This is a genomic window from Mesorhizobium sp. M5C.F.Cr.IN.023.01.1.1 (assembly GCF_003997585.1).
Classification (GTDB): Bacteria; Pseudomonadota; Alphaproteobacteria; order Rhizobiales; family Rhizobiaceae; genus Mesorhizobium; species Mesorhizobium wenxiniae.
Genome location: NZ_RZSU01000014.1, coordinates 61,370 through 76,882 on the forward strand (window position 1 = coordinate 61,370; position 15,513 = coordinate 76,882).

A 15,513-nucleotide genomic window follows, 5' to 3' on the forward strand; every position below is an offset into this window, starting at 1 on the left:
GTGATCGTTGGTGCCTGTCATGTTCGCCGTGAGCATGATCCGCATCCGCACTCGCCAATCTGATATTGGCAGCCGCAAGCGCCGGCATGTGCTCGAACAGCTCGTCTTCCAGAGCTGCCGTGAGCTTTTTCGCTTCGGAGACCGGCAGGTTTTCTTCGACGGCGATGGCAATGTCGGCGTGTAGCTTGTGACCGATCCACCGCGCCTTGGCCTCGACAATGCAGGCTCCAGGCACATGCGCGGCGGCATGGTGGATTTCGCCGATGACGTCAGGCTCTATACCGTCGAGCATGCGGGTCAGCACCGAGCGGGCCGACTGCCAGACGATGCCGAAAATGGCAAGCGTGATGAGCAGGCCGACAATCGGGTCGGCCAGCGGAAAACCGAGCCAGACCCCAAGCGCCCCGATGACCACGGCAAGGCTGGTCAGGCCGTCGGTGCGGGCATGGTAGCCGTCAGCAATGAGTGCGGCGCTGTTGATTTCTCGGCCGACGCGGATGCGGAACACCGCGACGGCCTCGTTGCCGAGAAAGCCGACAACGCCTGCCGCCGTCAGCCAACCAAGGTGCGTCACCATTCGTGGGTTTATCAAACGGTCTATGGCCTGATAGCCGGCGACGATAGCGCTGAACAGGATGATCCCGACGATCATGATCCCGGCCAGATCCTCGACCCGGCCAAGGCCGTAGGTGAAGGTCGGCGACGGCTTGCGCCGGGCCAGCATAAAGGCGATCCACAGCGGAATGGCGGTGGTGGCGTCACCGATGTTGTGGATCGTGTCGGCCAGCAGCGCCACGCTGCCCGACAGGATCACCACGACCATCTGCATCGCCGCGGTGATTGCCAGGATGACGAACGACCATTTTATCGCCCAGATACCCCGGTCGGTCGTCGCTATGGTCGCATCGATGACCCCGTGGCTATGCCCATGCGAGCCGTGCTCGTGACCATGCGCCCCGTGATCGTGTGAGCCGAAACCGAGCCAGTCGAGAATGCGTGCGCCGAGACTGCTCACACGTATTTGACTGTTCACAGGTATTTCGCCAGTTGCTTGAGTTCCGCCAGCGAGTTGCCGCCCGCATCGGCGGTGTCGGTCAGGCAGTGCTCGATATGGTCGTGGATCAGTTCGCGCTTTGCGCTACTGATGGCGCTTTCCACGGCATGGAGCTGCTGCGCCAGGTCGACGCAAGGACGATGCGCCTCGAACATGGAAAGCACCGCCGCAAGGTGGCCTTGCGCACGCTTCAGACGCTTCACGATAGCGGGATGCGAACGGTGGACGCCTTCGGACATGTCTGTTTCGTATCCTCCCCGGGAGGATAGAGTCAATCTTTCTGAGCCCACCTTTCCACCTGTGTATCCTATCGCTCGAAGAAAAACCGTCAGCGCGCCCAGCGACCTGCCACCTTCTTGCAGGTAGTCCGCCGGCCGGCCCGTATTATTTCGTGACCGTGTTGCGCTGGAACCTTCCCTCGCACCACGCGTTCGGGGCGCTGTATTCGCGATGCCTTATATTTAGGCAAGGCGACGGCGAATACCGGCGGGGCGGCAAAAGCATGGGTTGGGAGGAGCATATTGTCATGTCGAACCGTGAAATTGGAACGTCCCACACATTGGGGCTGCGTGTCGCTGATCTCAAAGCCAGGATGCAAAGCGCCCGGATTACCGAGCACGAGATGAAAACCTTTCAGAAGGTCGCCGCCGTCATGGGAGGAGGTGAAGGCTCCCTGCGGCTCGATGCCGACGACTTGATTGCCGCGTCTTTCGTCGTCGAGACGCTGGACGACCCCAGGTCGAACTGACGATCGTGGTGCCTTGGCGATCAGCCAGGCACCACGTCTAAGCCAGGGAAGCGGCGCGTCCGAGGCTGGCGACCGCTTTCCTGACCGGAAATCTCCTGGCGCTTTGCCACCGAGACGGGGTTCCGTCCGGTAGAGCGCCAGGAATTTTCAACACTAGTGGATGGCGGACGGAACGGCGCAGCAGGGCTCGCCGGCCGGCTGGCCCATGATCCGCGTCATCAGCGGCGTGACGCGGCATCACCGGCACCCGTCCAATACACGCTGGGATACTCGTATACGAGAATCCACATATCCACCCTAGCTGCTTTCTGTTAGGCAAGGTCCGCAGGATGACGGGGAGAATGGTTTGCGCGGACTTGTCGACGGCTTGATGCAGAAACCGCTGACGGTGGCGGAGCAGGTGGCCAATGTGCTGCGCGAATCGATTGCCGAAGGCAGCCTGGCGGCGGGCACGGCACTGCGCCAGGACGACCTCGCCGAGCGCTTCGGCTTCAGCCGCATGCCGGTCCGCGATGCGCTTCGCCAGCTCGAAGCCGAAGGCATCGTTTCGATCCATCCGACCAAGGGCGCTCATGTCGCCAGGATGGAGGCTGCCGAGATCAGGGAGATTTTTGCGGTCCGCGCACTGCTCGAAGGCGAAGCGCTGCGGCTCTCGCTCCCGAAGCTCGGCAACGAGAAGCTCGATGAGGCCGGCTATGTGCTCAACCAGATCGATGCCGAGCCGAATGTCGGCCGCTGGGGGACGCTGAACCGCGCCTTTCACCTGGCCCTTTACAGCGCCTGCGGCAACGCCCGGCTTCTCGGCCTCATCGAAGCCCACCACAATGCGGCCGAGCGCTACGTTCGCGTTCTCCTGTCCAACCTCAACTATCGCAGCCGCTCGAAGTCGGAGCACCGCGACCTGTTGACGACCTGCCGCCATCGCGACGCCGAGGCCGCCGTTCGCGTCTTGAGAAAGCATCTCAGCGAAGGCATGGAAACGCTCGCCAAGGCTGGATGTGGGCTGGCGGGAAAGCCCTGACCTTGCCGGAACGACCACGCAAGCAAATGACGCCACGGCCGAACGTCGGCCGGCAACGCCCCTCGCCTAGCGCCGGGGCCAGTCCTCCCGGCGTGAGTCATCCAGGCGTCAGCCTTTGCCGGGCGCTGTCGAAACTCGGCCTGTGCTCGCGCAAGCAGGCGGAGGTTCTGGTCGCCGAAGGGCGGGTCCGGGTCGCCGGCAAGGTCGTGCGCAACGGCTCGATGCGCGTCGATCCCGGCCGCGACCGCATAGAGGTCGACGGCAGCCGCGTCGTCGCCGAGCGCAAGGTCTATCTGATGATCAACAAGCCGCGCGGCCTGGTCACCACCCGCGACGATCCGCAGGACCGCGGCACCGTCTATGACTGCCTGGCCGGGGTCGCCCTGCCCTTCGTGTCGCCGGTCGGCCGCCTCGACAAGGCCAGCGAAGGCCTGCTCCTGATGACCAACGATACGCGCTTCGCCCAGCGCCTGCTCGACCCCGCCTCCCACGTCGCCAAGATCTATCACGTGCAAATCGGCGCCCTGCCCGACGAGGCCATGCTGGCGCGGTTGCGCGCCGGCGCGACGGTCGACGGCGAGGATTTGAGGGCGCGGTCAATCGAAATCCTGCGCAGCGGCACCAGCACCGCCTGGCTCGAAATCACCCTCGACGAGGGCCGCAACCGCCACATTCGCCGGCTGCTCGGGGCGCATGACGTGGAAGTGCTTCGCCTTGTGCGCGTGGCGATCGGTCCATTGCAGCTCGGCGACCTTGCCAAGGGCAAGGCGCGCCACCTCACCGCCGAAGAGCTGGCGCTGTTTGCGGCCTGAGCGAAAACGCATCGCTCTCCCTTCTCCCCTTGTGGGAGAAGGTGGCCGGGCGAAGCTCGGTCGGATGAGGGGTGTTCGAGCTTGGCGCCAACAGCGCTCCGTCCAACACCCCTCAACCGTCTCGGCGCTCCGCGCCGATCCACCTTCTCCCACAAGGGGAGAAGGGAAAGGGGCGGCCCTGTCGCCCGGCCTTGACCATTACTCGGCCGGAACCGGGCTAAGGCCGGGGTCGCCCATCGAGTGCGGCCTGGTTTCCTTGCGCGCCGAGGCACGGGCGAGCACGCTCTGCCGGTTGACCGATTTGCGCTCGGCATCGATGCGCTGGATCAGGATTTCGGCTCGCTCGATTGAACCGAGCAGGGCCAGGATCGTGCCGCGTTCGGCGGCGCCTGCATTCGGTCCGAGCGCCAGCGTGCGGGCGCGCAGTTCCTCCACCTCCGGAAGATTGACATGCCCGGCCGGCAGATTCGGGTCGGAGATGCCGTAAGTCGGCAAGATCTCCCGCAGCGAAGCATCGAGCTTGCTCAACGCGACGTTGACGATGGCCTGCGCCGGGCTGCTGAACTTCTCGCGCCGCACGCGGCGCGCCACCTGATGCATCGATTCCGTCAGGGCAGCCGTGAAGTCGGCTTCCTCGATCAGGCTGGCGATCAGGTCGAGCTGGTCGTAAGGCAGATCCTCCTTCATCAGCTCGGCTGTGTAGGCACGGATATCGCGGCTGAGGATGTCGGTTGCGAGATAGTGCTCGCCCGGATCCGACGGCGCCCTCTTGGACGAGCGTGCGATGTCGAGGAACATGGCGCCGGCTTGCAGGTGACGGGCCGTCTCCTGCTGAACGGCGGGAACGGCCTTGGCAAAATCGCCGGCCAGCTTGCGGTCGAGGAATTTCGGCGTCGAGAAATCCTCGGCGTCCTCGGCATCCGTGTGGCCGACACGCGACAGAACCCGCTCGAACATGCCGATGAACGGGAACAGCAACAATGTGTTGAAGACGTTGAAGAAGGTCGAGTAGATGCCGACCGCGACCGGCACCAGGGGGAAGGTCTCCTTGCCGTCGACGATCACCGGAACGGCGGGATCGCCGCCGAAGAACTGCATGACCCATCCCAGGATCTCGATGGAGACGAAGAACAGCGGGATGGTGATGCACACGCCGATGATGTTGAACGAGATGTGCGCGTAAGCTGTGCGCTTGGCGTTCTTCGAAAGATTGAGCGAAGCCATCCACGAGGTGATCGTGGTGCCGAGATCGGCGCCGAGCGAGAAGGCGACGGCGGTGGTCCAGTCGAGAATGCCGGCGGCGCCAAGGCCCATCACAATGCCGATCGTCGCCGAGGACGAATGGATCATGGCGGTCACGCCGGCGGCGATGAACACGCATTTGAGAAGGTTGAGATAGGAGTCGGCCGTGAGGGTTTGCAGCAGGGCCATGACTTCGGGCAGGTTGCGAAGCGGACGCAGGCCGCCGGTCATCAGGTTGAGGCCATAGAAAATCAGCGCGAAGCCCATGCAGGCGAGCGCTATGTTCTTGACCTTTTCGCTTTTGGCGAAGCAGTAGACCAGCGAGAACACGCCGGCCAGGATCAATCCGAGCGGACCGAGCGGCAGGGCGATGAGCCCGTTGCCGAGCGTGGTGCCGATATTGGCGCCCATGATCACGCTGATCGCCGGTCGAAGCGCGATGACGCCGGCATTGACCAGGCCGACGACCATGACGCTCATCGCCGTCGACGACTGGATGACGCCGGTGATCAATGTTCCTGCCAGCACGCCCTTGATCGGCGTTCCGGCAGCCTTGGCGAGAAAGGCGCGCATCCGGTTGACCGACAGCGCCTGGATGCCGTTGGCCATGAAGTCGAGGCCGAGCATGAAAATGCCCAACCCGCCGATCACCGGCACGAGGATGTCCTTGAAGATATCTATGTCCATGTCACGCAGTCCCCAACAAGCCGTCACCACGGCGCGATATGACGTTCAGTTCGGGTGCTGCGCGAGCAGCAGCCTGGCTCTTCCGCTCAGTTTCCGACGGGCTCTTGCCTTGCCCAGTATTGTTCGACCTGATCGACGAGCGTCTTCGGCAGCGGCACATAGCCGAGTGCGGCGGCATCGCCCGCACCTTGTGCGAAGGCGAGCCGGAAAAGGTCGTGCACGCGGCGATAGCGATGTTCCGAACGGCCCGAGACCTGAACGATCGCGAACACTGCCGTGCTGATCGGATAGGCGGCGTCGCCGTCTCGATCGGTCAGCGAAGCGAAGAAATCGGTCGTTTGCGCCCAGTCGATGGATGTCGCGGCGGCCTGCACGCCCTCCGGCTCCGGCTTGACGAACTTGCCGGATTTGTTCTCGATTAGCGCGTAGGAAAGGCTTGCGCGCTGGGCCTGGCCGGATTCGGCATAGGCGATCGCGCCTTTCGTGTCATGCACGGCTCGAATGAGGTTCTGCGTGCCTTCCGCATCGGCGCCGAGCGGCCACGAGATCAGCGTATCGGCGCCGTATTTGCTCTCCCACTCGCCGCTGACCGCCGACAGATACTCCGTGAAGACAAAGGTCGAGCCGGAGCCATCCTTGCGGTGAAGGACGCTGATCCTGAGATCGGGCAGCGCCAGATCCGGATTCACCGCCTTGATCGCGGGATCGGACCATGACTGGATCTTGCCCAGATAGATGTCGGCCAGAAGCGGCCCCGTCAGGCGAAGGCTTCCCGGGCCGATGCCGTCGAGATTGACGACGACGGCGATGGCGCCCATCACGATCGGAAACTGCTGGCGGCCGGCTTTCCTGAGGTCGGCGGCATTGATCGGCGCATCCGTCGCGGCAAAGTCCATGTCCGGCTGGTCGAGACGCAGGACGCCGGCGAGCGAGCCGACGATTTCATAGTCGACCTTCCAATCGGGCGAGATATAGTCGCCGCCATCGGCGCGGGCGCTCTCGTAGGCCGTCGCCCATTTGCCGATGATCGGGGCGGCTAGCGTCGATCCGGCGCCGCGAATAGGCTCGGCTTGTGCAGCGGCCCCGATCATCAAGGCAACAGCGAGCGTGAGGGCGCCACTTGATTCCGCTATTTTCGCCCATTTGCGCCGTAGCAGCGCAAAGCTTGCTGGAAACATCATGGCGATCCCCGACTATACTGCGCAAACAAATAGCTAGTTTTCAGTTTTTGGTAGATATCAACAGTCATCCGCCCGGCGAGCGAACGCCGGCCGAGAAACAACATCGCTCATCGTATGAACCTTGGTTAACGATTGGATGACAAAGATCTTTGTGGGCGAAATTTTTATTCGGACTTCCGCAATCGCTTTGTCCGCCGGTCCTTAGGACTCGAAGAATTGGGGGTCCGATGCACTGAATTCCAACGTTGCGCCTCGCGCGGCTCACCCTTCTCCCCTTGTGGGAGAAGGTGTCGCCGAAGGCGACGGATGAGGGGTGTTCCAGCTTGGCAACGTTGGCGCTCCGTCCAACACCCCTCAACCGTCTTGGCGCTGCGCGCCAATCCACCTTCTCGCACAAGGGGAGAAGGGAGAAGGAAGTCTACAACCCTTACTTCGCGTCGTGGAAGATGATGCCCACGGTGTGGCGTATGCCGGAGCGAATCCGGCTGACCCCGTGCCTGAGATTGACGCGGTAGCTGCCTTTGCTGCCCTGGACCGGGCGATTGTGGACCGCAAAAGCGACTGCATCGCCCTGGCGCAGCGGCACCACCTCGGCGCGGCTCTGCATGCGCGGACGCTGTTCGGTCAGCACGAACTCGCCACCAGTGAAATCCTTATCCGGCTCGGACAGCAGGATCGCCACCTGCAGCGGGAAGGCAAGATCGCCGTAGAGATCCTGATGCAGGCAGTTGAAGTCGCCAGGACCATATTGCAGCAGGAGCGGCGTCGGCCGCGTCTGGCCCTGCTCGTGGCATTGCTTGAGGAACGCGGCGTGTTCGCCCGGGTAGCGCTGGGCGATGCCCATGCGCTCGTTCCAGTCGTTGGCGACCGCGGCCAGGCGCGGGTAGAGTGCGGTGCGCAAGCCGCCGATCAGGTCGGGCAAGGGATAGCGGAAATAGCGATACTCGCCCTTGCCGAAGCCGTGCCGCGCCATGTGGACATGGCTGCGGAAATGGCTTTCGTCGGGATAGAGCCCGGCGATCTCTCGGCACTCCTGCGGCGTCAGGAGCTTTTCCATCACCGCGCAGCCATAGCCGCTCATTTCCTCGGCCAATGCCTGCCAATCATATCCGGCGACCCGCGCTTCCGCCGATGGGACCGCGGCCTTCGAGCCTATCGAATGAAGGGTCATGGCTTTTCCTCCTCTGGCTTGATGGGCCTCTGCTCATCAGATGGGTGAAACGGCGCGTGCAGACCACCCGTTTCCTGCCAACGGTTTACGCACAGCTGCTTTCACCCGCCGCCATGTCATGGATTTCGGCAAAATCGGGCCCATATCCCTGATAGGGAGCTTTGAGCGTGAAACTCGCGCGTGTGGCCCTGATTGCCGCGGCTTTTGTAGCCGCTGTGGCTGTTTGTTCCTCTTCCGCAACCGGAGAGGCGAACGGCCAGGAGAGGACTGCGCTGCGCATCGAGATAGACGGCGCCATCGGTCCGGCGAGCGCCATGCAGTTCGAGGAAGCGCTGGCGGTGGCCGCAGAGCGGAACGCCGAGGTTTTTATCCTGCAGATGGACACGCCCGGCGGGTTGGTCACCAGCATGCGTGAGATCATCGCCGACATCCTCGCCTCGCCGGTTCCCGTCATCGGCTATGTCGCGCCCGCCGGCGGGCATGCGGCGAGCGCCGGAACCTACATCCTCTACGCAACCCATGTGGCGGCGATGGCGCCCGGCACCAATCTGGGCGCGGCAACGCCAATCGAGATGGGCGGGCCGCTGCCATCCTTTCCCGGCGGCGACGACAAGAACAATGCCCCAGAAGCCGGCAAGGACCAGAAGAGCCCACCGGCGGGCGATGCGATGATCGCCAAGGCGACGAACGACGCGGTTGCCCTGATCCGCAGCCTGGCTGAACTGCGTGGGCGCAATGCCGATTGGGGTGAAAAGGCGGTGCGCGAGGCGGCCAGCCTGTCGGCCAACGCGGCGCTGCAGGAGCGTGTCGTCGACTTCGTCGCCCGCGACACGACCGAACTGCTTCAGCTGGCTGACGGCCGGACGGTGGAAATAGCCGGCAGGAAAGAGGTGTTGGCGACCAAAGGGTTGCCGGTTGAAACGCTGGAGCCCGGCTGGCTCATCCGGCTTCTCGCCGTCATCACCGACCCGAACATCGCCGTGATCCTGATGCTGATCGGCGTTTATGGTCTCGTCTTCGAGTTCACCAGCCCAGGTGCGGTTGCGCCCGGCGTGGTCGGCACGATCTGCCTGCTGCTTGGGCTATATGCGCTCAACCTCCTGCCGATCAGCTATGCCGGCCTTGCCTTGATGCTGCTCGGCATCATCTTCCTCGTCGTCGAAGTCTTTAATCCCACAGTGGTCCTTGGGCTGGGAGGCGTGGCTGCGTTTCTGCTGGGCGCTGCCATGCTGCTCAGGATCGAGGGACCCGGCTTCGAGATGTCGTGGGCCGTTATCGGCACCGCCGCCGTCCTGACGCTCGGCCTGGCGCTGCTGACCGGCAGCTATCTGTGGGCGACCCGCAAGAAAGTTTCGCGTGTTGGCGCACAGGCCATGCAAGGGCTGCCGGCCAAGGTCCTCGACTGGGAGGGCGGCGAGGGCCACGTGCTTGCCCGGGGCGAGCGCTGGCGGGCGACGGCCAACGAACCCATCGCAGTGGGCGACAGCGTCGAGGTGGCTGATGTCAGGGGTCTCGTGCTGACGGTACGGCGCCGCAATGCAAGAAGCGATGGAGCAAAGCAATGATCATCGGCTACGTGGCCTATCTGGTAGCAGCGCTCGTCGTGCTCATGTTCCTGTCCGCGGCCATTCGCATCCTGAGGGAATATCAGCGCGGCGTGGTCTTCACGCTCGGCCGCTTCACCGGGGTCAAGGGGCCCGGCCTGATCATCCTCATCCCGTTCGTTCAGCAGATGGTGAAGGTCGATCTGCGAGTGGTGGTCCAGGACGTGCCGCCGCAGGACGTGATCTCGCGCGACAACGTTTCGGTGAAGGTCAACGCGGTGCTGTATTTTCGTATCGTCGACGCCGAACGGGCGGTGATCCAGGTCGAGGACTTCATGACCGCCACGAACCAGCTGGCACAGACCACGTTGCGCTCGGTGCTCGGCAAGCATGAGCTCGATGAAATGCTGGCCGAACGTGACAAGCTCAACAGCGATATCCAGGAGATTCTCGACCAGCGGACCGACGCCTGGGGCATCAAGGTCTCCGATGTCGAGATCAAGCATGTCGACCTCAACGAGAACATGGTCCGTGCCATCGCCAAGCAGGCCGAGGCCGAACGGCTGCGGCGCGCCAAAGTGATCAATGCCGACGGCGAACAGCAGGCGGCGGCAAAACTCGTCGAGGCCGGCAAGATGCTGTCCGAGACACCGCAAGCCATGCAACTGCGCTATTTCGAGGCTCTTCATGACATCGCCGGTGAGCGCTCGTCGACGGTCGTGTTTCCGGTGCCGATGGATCTGCTCGGCCATTTCATCAAGCAGGGCGGGGAGAAGTGAGTTCGCCGACGGGTCGGTGTCCAGCTTCTATCTGGCGCTCTTTGGTGTATAGCCGAAGCGACGTCGAAAGCAGCGATTGAAGTACGATACGTCGCTGAATCCGCTTGTCATCATGGCAATTTCGCTGACCCGCATGCCGAAAGCCCCCTCTCCGGCCGCTTCGCGGCCACCTCTCCCCACTTTCGTGGGGCGAGGAACCCAGGTCTTGAGAGGGACAGGCCTCCCGCCAGACATTCCCCGCAAGAGTCCCACAAGGGAGAAATCCGCAGTTTCGCCGTCTCACCCCTAAATCAGCTTCTCCAGCGTGATCGGCAGATCCCGCACCCGCTTGCCGGTGGCGTGGAACACCGCATTGGCGATCGCCGGGGCAACGCCGACGATGCCCAGCTCGCCAACGCCCTTGCCGCCGAGCACCGAAGAATGCGGGTCGGGGATGCCGACCGAGATCACCTCGACGTCGGGAATGTCGGCATTGGTCGCTATGAGATAGTCGGCCAGGTTGTTGTTGACGATGCGGCCGTGGCGGCGGTCGACGATGCCTTCCTCGAGCAGCGCCTGGCCTATACCCATGATGATGCCGCCCTTCCACTGGCTTTCGGCGAGCTTGGGATTGTAGAGCCGGCCCGAATCGAGCGCCGACACCACGCGCGACACGCGAACCGTGCCAAAGTCCTCGTCGACGCGCACCTCGATGAAATGCGCACACCAGCTGTGGCGGGAATAGTCGCCCTCGGTGTGCGACAGCGCCATCGCGATGGTTGTATTGTTCTTGTAGCGATCCTCCGCCGTCCAATTGGCGGGCGTGGTGTCGCCCATCGCCTCGATCTGGCTGCGTCCGACGCTGCCGAGCAGCTCGGCAATAAAGACCTCAGGGCCGTCGCCACGCGGCGACTTTATGCGGCCGTTCGCGACGACCAGCGTGTTGGCCTGCAGCGCATGGAACGGCGAATTTGGATCGCTGATCGCCAGCCCGACCAGCTCATCGAGCGCGGCAGCCGCCGCCTTGTGCACGGCGCCGGTCATCACGCCGGCCAGCCGCGAACCGCCGGTGACGCCGGCGCGGGCATAGCGGGAGTCGCCCAGCTTCACCACGACGTTCTCAGCCGGCACGCCCACCACTTCGGCGGCGGTCTGCGCCAGGATCGTATAAGTGCCCTGCCCCATGTCGATGCTCGAGCTTTCGACCTCGACGGAGCCGTCGGCGAGGATGCGCACCATCGCCTCGCCATAGGCGCGCCGCACCGGATAGGTGCCGGCGGCAACGCCCCAGCCGATCAGCTGGTTGCCGTCGCGCATCGAGCGCGGCTCTGGGCTGCGCTTCGACCAGCCGAAGGCCTCAGCTCCCGCGGCAAAAGCCTCGCGCAGTTGTCGTGTCGACCATTGCTTTTTCGCCTCTTGATCCTGCTCGGCGTAGTTCCTGAGCCGGATTTCCAGCGGATCGATGCCGACCTCGTAAGCCAGTTCGTCGATCGCGCTTTCGATGCCGAAGGCGCTCGGGTTCTCGCCCGGCGCGCGCAACGCCCCCGGCACCACGGTGTTGACCCGCACGACATTCTGCCGCGACGAGAAATTCGGCGTCGCATACATGATCGACGTGACCGAACCGAGCGGCTCGACCCACATACCGTCGACCGAGGTCTCGTTGACGCCGCGATGGACGATCGACTGGATCTTTCCCTCGGCGTCGGCGCCGAGCGCGACCGTCTGGCGAGTCGCCGCCCGTCCGCCATAGGCGGTGAAGGTCTGCGGCCTGGTGACCGCGAGCTTCACCGGCCGTCCCAGCATTTTCGCGGCCATCGCCGCCACCGCGCCATAGCCGTAAGCGAACGCCTTGGAGCCGAAGCCGCCGCCGATATAGGGCGAGACCAGGCGCACATTCTCGAACGGCACGCCGAACCATTCGGCATAGGTCCGCGCCATGCCGTCGAGCCATTGGCTGGGCTCCCACACCGTCAGCCGGTCGCCCTGCCAGTGCGCGATCAGGCCATGCGGTTCCATCGGCGTCTGGTATTCGCGCGGCGTGTTGTAGGCGGCGCAGATCCGCACCGGGGCGGCAGCGAAAGCCGCTTGCGCATCGCCCCATTCCTTGGTCATCGCGTCGATTGGAATGCCGTCGCCGGCCTTCGCATCGCTAATGTCGACGATCGCCGGCGTCTCGTCATAGACGACCCTGACCAGTGCCGCGGCCGCGACGGCCTGCTCGAAACTCTCGGCCACCACCGCCGCGACATGCTGACCGCTGAAGGTGATGTCGCGCGCCAGCGGGCAATACGGAATATCCGGCGGCGGCGTGCCCAGCCAGTCGGTTGCGGTGTTGAGGCGCAACGCATTGTCCGGCGTAAGCACCAAAAGCACGCCCGGCGCGCTTTCAGCCGCTGCCGTGTCGATCGAACGCACCTTGCCGGCAGCAATCGTGCTCTCGACGAGAACGGCGTGGCTCAGCCCTTCGAGCTGCTGCTCGACCGCGTATTTTGCGGCGCCGGTGATCTTGGCCGATCCATCGACGCGCGACAGCCGCCCGCCCACTGCCTCCGCGAAGATAGCGCCGTCCGATGCGTCGCCCCTCTTTGAATCGCCCCTCTTCGAATCGCCGTGTCTGGTTCTGATCTCGTGAACGGTCATGCCGTTTCTCCCATCTTGAGGATGGCGCGGGCGACGACGCGCGGCGCCAGTTCGATCTTGTAATGGTTGGCGCCATGGTCGACGGCGCATTCGATGGCGAGCAGGCTGGCGCGCCGGACCGTATCAGACTCCAGAACCTTGCCTTTCAGCGCCTCTTCGACGGCGCATGCGCGCCATGGCTTGGTGGCAACGCCGCCGAGCGCCACGCGCAAATCCTTGATCGTCCTTCCGTCGGCCTCGAACTCGATGCCGACAGCGGCGCTTGCGGCGGCGAATTCGTAGGACTGGCGGTCGCGGATTTTCAGATAGGTCGAGCGCTGGGCGGCAGCGGAAGCAGGAATGCTGATCGCGGTGATCACCTCACCTGGCGCGATCGCATGCTCCCTGTCGGGCGTGGCGCCCGGCAGCAGAAAAAAGTCGTCGACCGCGACCTGGCGGTCGCCGAGGTGGACTGTTGCGTCGAAGGCGACCAGCGCCGTCGCCAGATCGCCCGGATAGGTGGCGATGCAGGCCTCGCTGGTGCCGAGCACGGCATGGCCACGGGTGACCCCGCCGATCGCCGAGCAGCCGCTGCGGGGCGTGCGCTTGTTACAGGCGGGAAAATTCGCCGGATCGCGGAAATACGGACAGCGCGTGCGCTGCATCAGATTGCCGCCGATGGTCGCCATGTTGCGGAGCTGCGCCGAGGCCGCCTGCCACAGCGCTTCCGAGACGGCGGGGAACCGGCTCTTGATGGCGGCATGGTCGGCGACGCTGCTCATCTTTGCCAGCGCGCCGATCATGGCGCCCCCGTCGTCGACCGTGATCCTATCCAGTCCCTTGAGATGAGTGATGTCGACCATGGTGTCGGGTTCGGCGACGCCGCATTTGGCGAGATCGACGAGCGTGGTGCCGCCGGCCAGCAGCATGGCGCCGGGCAGCGCCGCCGCCTGGCGTGCCGCATCGACGGAATTGGCGCGCAGATACGAAAAATCCTTCATGACGCTGTCTCCATGGATGACGCAACCTCCAGTGCCGCCTGGCGCACGGCGGCGACGATGTGCGGATAGGCGCCGCAGCGGCAGAGATTGCCGGCCATATATTCGCGGATCTCGTCATCCGAACCGGCATGGCCTTCGCTGATGCAGGCAACCGCCGACATGATCTGGCCCGGCGTGCAGTAACCGCACTGGAAGGCGTCCTGTTCGAGAAAGGCGGCCTGCACCGCGTGCAGCGTGCCGTCGCCCTCGGCAAGCCCTTCGATGGTGCTGACCGCCCTGCCCTCGGCCTGGGCAGCGAGCGTCAGGCAGGCGAGCACGCGCTGGCCGTCGACATGCACGGTGCAGGCGCCGCATTGGCCCTGGTCGCAGCCTTTCTTGGTGCCGGTCAGGCCGAGACGATCGCGCAAGGCGTCGAGCAGCGTGACGCGCGGCTCGACCTCCAGTTCATGGCGATGTCCGTTGATTTGAAGGTGGATGGGAATTCGGGTTTTGCTTGTCATGGGGGCGTCTGGCTCCAGTTGCTTGAGGCGGTGCGGCAAGAGCACCAAGGGAAGGTGAGGGGCTAATCTCCCCCCTTGAGGGGGAGATGACCGGCAGGCCAGAGGGGGTCGCCTCGCGTAAGGCGCCAACCTGCACTGTCGCAAGGGAGGAGGTCGCGCCCAGTCGAACCGACCCCCTCGCCTTCGGCGACATCTCCAACTCGAGGGGAGATTGCGCTGCCATCGGCTTGCAAGCTCTGAGTACGTGACATACCGGCTCCCCTGACTGTATGATAATGGGCTCCACTAAAACGGAGGCGCCTCCGTTTATTACGTGGGGGCTGAGCCGGCACGGTTCAAGCCCTTGGCGTCAAAACCCATCGACATCGGAGATTAGATTGGCCTCGCGACCGCCGGCCGCTCTTGGAGACAAGGCCAAGCCGCAGCGGTAAAACCGCTGCGCGCCAATCAGCCGTTCGTCGACCGAACAAGAAACTAACGGAAAAATTAAACATTCGTGGGCACAGTGCCAGTCTGCCGAATGAAGGTCAGGCAGTGGCTGGTGCTTGCCTATCGAGAAGAAAAGGATTGCTGCATGTCATCCTTGCTCAACACAGCACTTCTACCGCTTAAGCGCGGTCTAGTCATGCTGGCAGTTTTGGCGATTGGCATTCTGCCGGCGCCGGCGCTGGAGCCTGTTGATTTCCCGGAACCGCCAGACACAGTGGCCTTCAATGTTCAGAAGAACGGCAAGTCAGTTCCAGTTACGCTGCGACAGCTGGAAAAGCTCGGTCTCTACAGGGTCACCACCCCAAGTCCATATGAAAAGGGGCAGCTTACGTTTGAAGGCGTCCTGTTCCGCGATGTGCTCAAGCTCGTTGGATTGGAAGGCGAGGATTCCGTTGCTCTGCGGGCGGTGGACGAATACGTGCAGATAGTTCCGCGCGAAGATTGGACGGAAGGTCCTCTCCTGCTTGCCACCCGCCAGGATGGAAAGTTGCTGACCCGACGCACGCAGGGTCCGACCCGGCTGATCTACCCGCTCAAGGACTATCCTGCCTTTGATACGCCAATTCGCAAGCCACGATGGGTCTGGCTGATCAAGACGCTCGAGTCCGGCGGCTAGTCGAGCTCCGGCGTGGCTCGAATGGTACGGTTTGGATCGAGAGGCTGGCGCGTTCCCCTCACCTACG

At 63.8% G+C, this 15,513-nt stretch carries 13 protein-coding genes and 2 pseudogenes; 6 read left to right on the forward strand and 9 right to left on the reverse strand.

All coding sequences use genetic code 11. The features are described 5' to 3' along the window. Positions 1-43 precede the first annotated feature (43 nt). Both EOA78_RS08470 and EOA78_RS08475 read right to left on the reverse strand, forming a co-directional pair. Positions 44-1,021 (reverse strand): annotated as a pseudogene (locus tag EOA78_RS08470) (cation diffusion facilitator family transporter); the annotation flags it as partial. Between the two features lie 8 nt (positions 1,022-1,029). Next, entirely contained in the window at positions 1,030-1,293 is a 264-nt protein-coding gene (locus EOA78_RS08475) for a metal-sensing transcriptional repressor (protein WP_127314738.1), read from the reverse strand. Between the two features lie 287 nt (positions 1,294-1,580). On the opposite strand from EOA78_RS08475, the gene EOA78_RS08480 reads away from it, so the two are divergent. The 3 genes from EOA78_RS08480 (at position 1,581) to EOA78_RS08490 (ending at position 3,635) form a co-directional block, all read left to right on the forward strand. After that, positions 1,581-1,802, forward strand: coding sequence for a hypothetical protein (locus EOA78_RS08480; protein ID WP_127314739.1), 222 nt, complete (start codon positions 1,581-1,583; stop codon positions 1,800-1,802). A gap of 370 nt (positions 1,803-2,172) precedes the next feature. Continuing rightward, positions 2,173-2,823 (forward strand): GntR family transcriptional regulator, encoded by a 651-nt coding sequence (locus tag EOA78_RS08485; protein ID WP_127314770.1) that lies wholly within the window; start codon positions 2,173-2,175, stop codon positions 2,821-2,823. Positions 2,824-2,915: 92 nt separating this feature from the next. Next, positions 2,916-3,635: a pseudouridine synthase gene (locus tag EOA78_RS08490; RefSeq protein WP_348628469.1), complete on the forward strand. Its 720-nt coding sequence runs from the start codon at positions 2,916-2,918 to the stop codon at positions 3,633-3,635. A gap of 198 nt (positions 3,636-3,833) precedes the next feature. On the opposite strand, the gene EOA78_RS08495 is transcribed toward EOA78_RS08490, so the two are convergent. The 3 genes from EOA78_RS08495 to EOA78_RS08505 all read right to left on the reverse strand — a co-directional run bounded on the left by EOA78_RS08495 (position 3,834) and on the right by EOA78_RS08505 (position 7,916). After that, the gene (locus EOA78_RS08495; RefSeq protein WP_127314740.1) at positions 3,834-5,564 is read right to left on the reverse strand and encodes a Na/Pi symporter; all 1,731 of its coding nucleotides are present in this window, start codon (positions 5,562-5,564) and stop codon (positions 3,834-3,836) included. 86 nt (positions 5,565-5,650) lie between these two features. Beyond that, positions 5,651-6,745, reverse strand: coding sequence for a phosphate ABC transporter substrate-binding protein PstS (pstS, locus tag EOA78_RS08500; RefSeq protein WP_245477435.1), 1,095 nt, complete (start codon positions 6,743-6,745; stop codon positions 5,651-5,653). A gap of 427 nt (positions 6,746-7,172) precedes the next feature. Then, positions 7,173-7,916 (reverse strand): 2OG-Fe(II) oxygenase, encoded by a 744-nt coding sequence (locus EOA78_RS08505; RefSeq protein ID WP_127314741.1) that lies wholly within the window; start codon positions 7,914-7,916, stop codon positions 7,173-7,175. A 167-nt stretch (positions 7,917-8,083) separates the two neighbouring features. Between EOA78_RS08505 and EOA78_RS08510 the strand changes: the two genes are divergently transcribed. Both EOA78_RS08510 and EOA78_RS08515 read left to right on the forward strand, forming a co-directional pair. After that, positions 8,084-9,481, forward strand: coding sequence for a nodulation protein NfeD (locus EOA78_RS08510; protein ID WP_127314742.1), 1,398 nt, complete (start codon positions 8,084-8,086; stop codon positions 9,479-9,481). Then, positions 9,478-10,239 (forward strand): slipin family protein, encoded by a 762-nt coding sequence (locus tag EOA78_RS08515; RefSeq protein ID WP_127314743.1) that lies wholly within the window; start codon positions 9,478-9,480, stop codon positions 10,237-10,239. Before EOA78_RS08510 ends, EOA78_RS08515 begins: the two co-directional genes overlap by 4 nt. A 27-nt stretch (positions 10,240-10,266) precedes the next feature. Here the strand turns inward: EOA78_RS08515 and EOA78_RS08520 are convergent. The 4 genes and pseudogenes from EOA78_RS08520 to EOA78_RS08535 form a co-directional block, all read right to left on the reverse strand. Next, positions 10,267-10,371 (reverse strand): annotated as a pseudogene (locus EOA78_RS08520) (AraC family transcriptional regulator); the annotation flags it as partial. A 153-nt stretch (positions 10,372-10,524) separates the two neighbouring features. Beyond that, positions 10,525-12,861: a xanthine dehydrogenase family protein molybdopterin-binding subunit gene (locus EOA78_RS08525; protein ID WP_127314744.1), complete on the reverse strand. Its 2,337-nt coding sequence runs from the start codon at positions 12,859-12,861 to the stop codon at positions 10,525-10,527. Beyond that, the gene (locus tag EOA78_RS08530; protein WP_127314745.1) at positions 12,858-13,841 is read right to left on the reverse strand and encodes a xanthine dehydrogenase family protein subunit M; all 984 of its coding nucleotides are present in this window, start codon (positions 13,839-13,841) and stop codon (positions 12,858-12,860) included. The genes EOA78_RS08525 and EOA78_RS08530 overlap by 4 nt, the downstream gene beginning before the upstream one ends. Beyond that, a complete protein-coding gene (locus EOA78_RS08535; RefSeq protein WP_127314746.1) occupies positions 13,838-14,341 on the reverse strand; it encodes a (2Fe-2S)-binding protein in 504 nt (167 codons plus the stop codon). Before EOA78_RS08535 ends, EOA78_RS08530 begins: the two co-directional genes overlap by 4 nt. A gap of 520 nt (positions 14,342-14,861) precedes the next feature. On the opposite strand from EOA78_RS08535, the gene EOA78_RS08540 reads away from it, so the two are divergent. Beyond that, on the forward strand, positions 14,862-15,446 hold the full coding sequence (locus EOA78_RS08540) for a molybdopterin-dependent oxidoreductase (RefSeq protein WP_127314747.1): 585 nt from the start codon (positions 14,862-14,864) through the stop codon (positions 15,444-15,446). Positions 15,447-15,513: the final 67 nt, after the last annotated feature.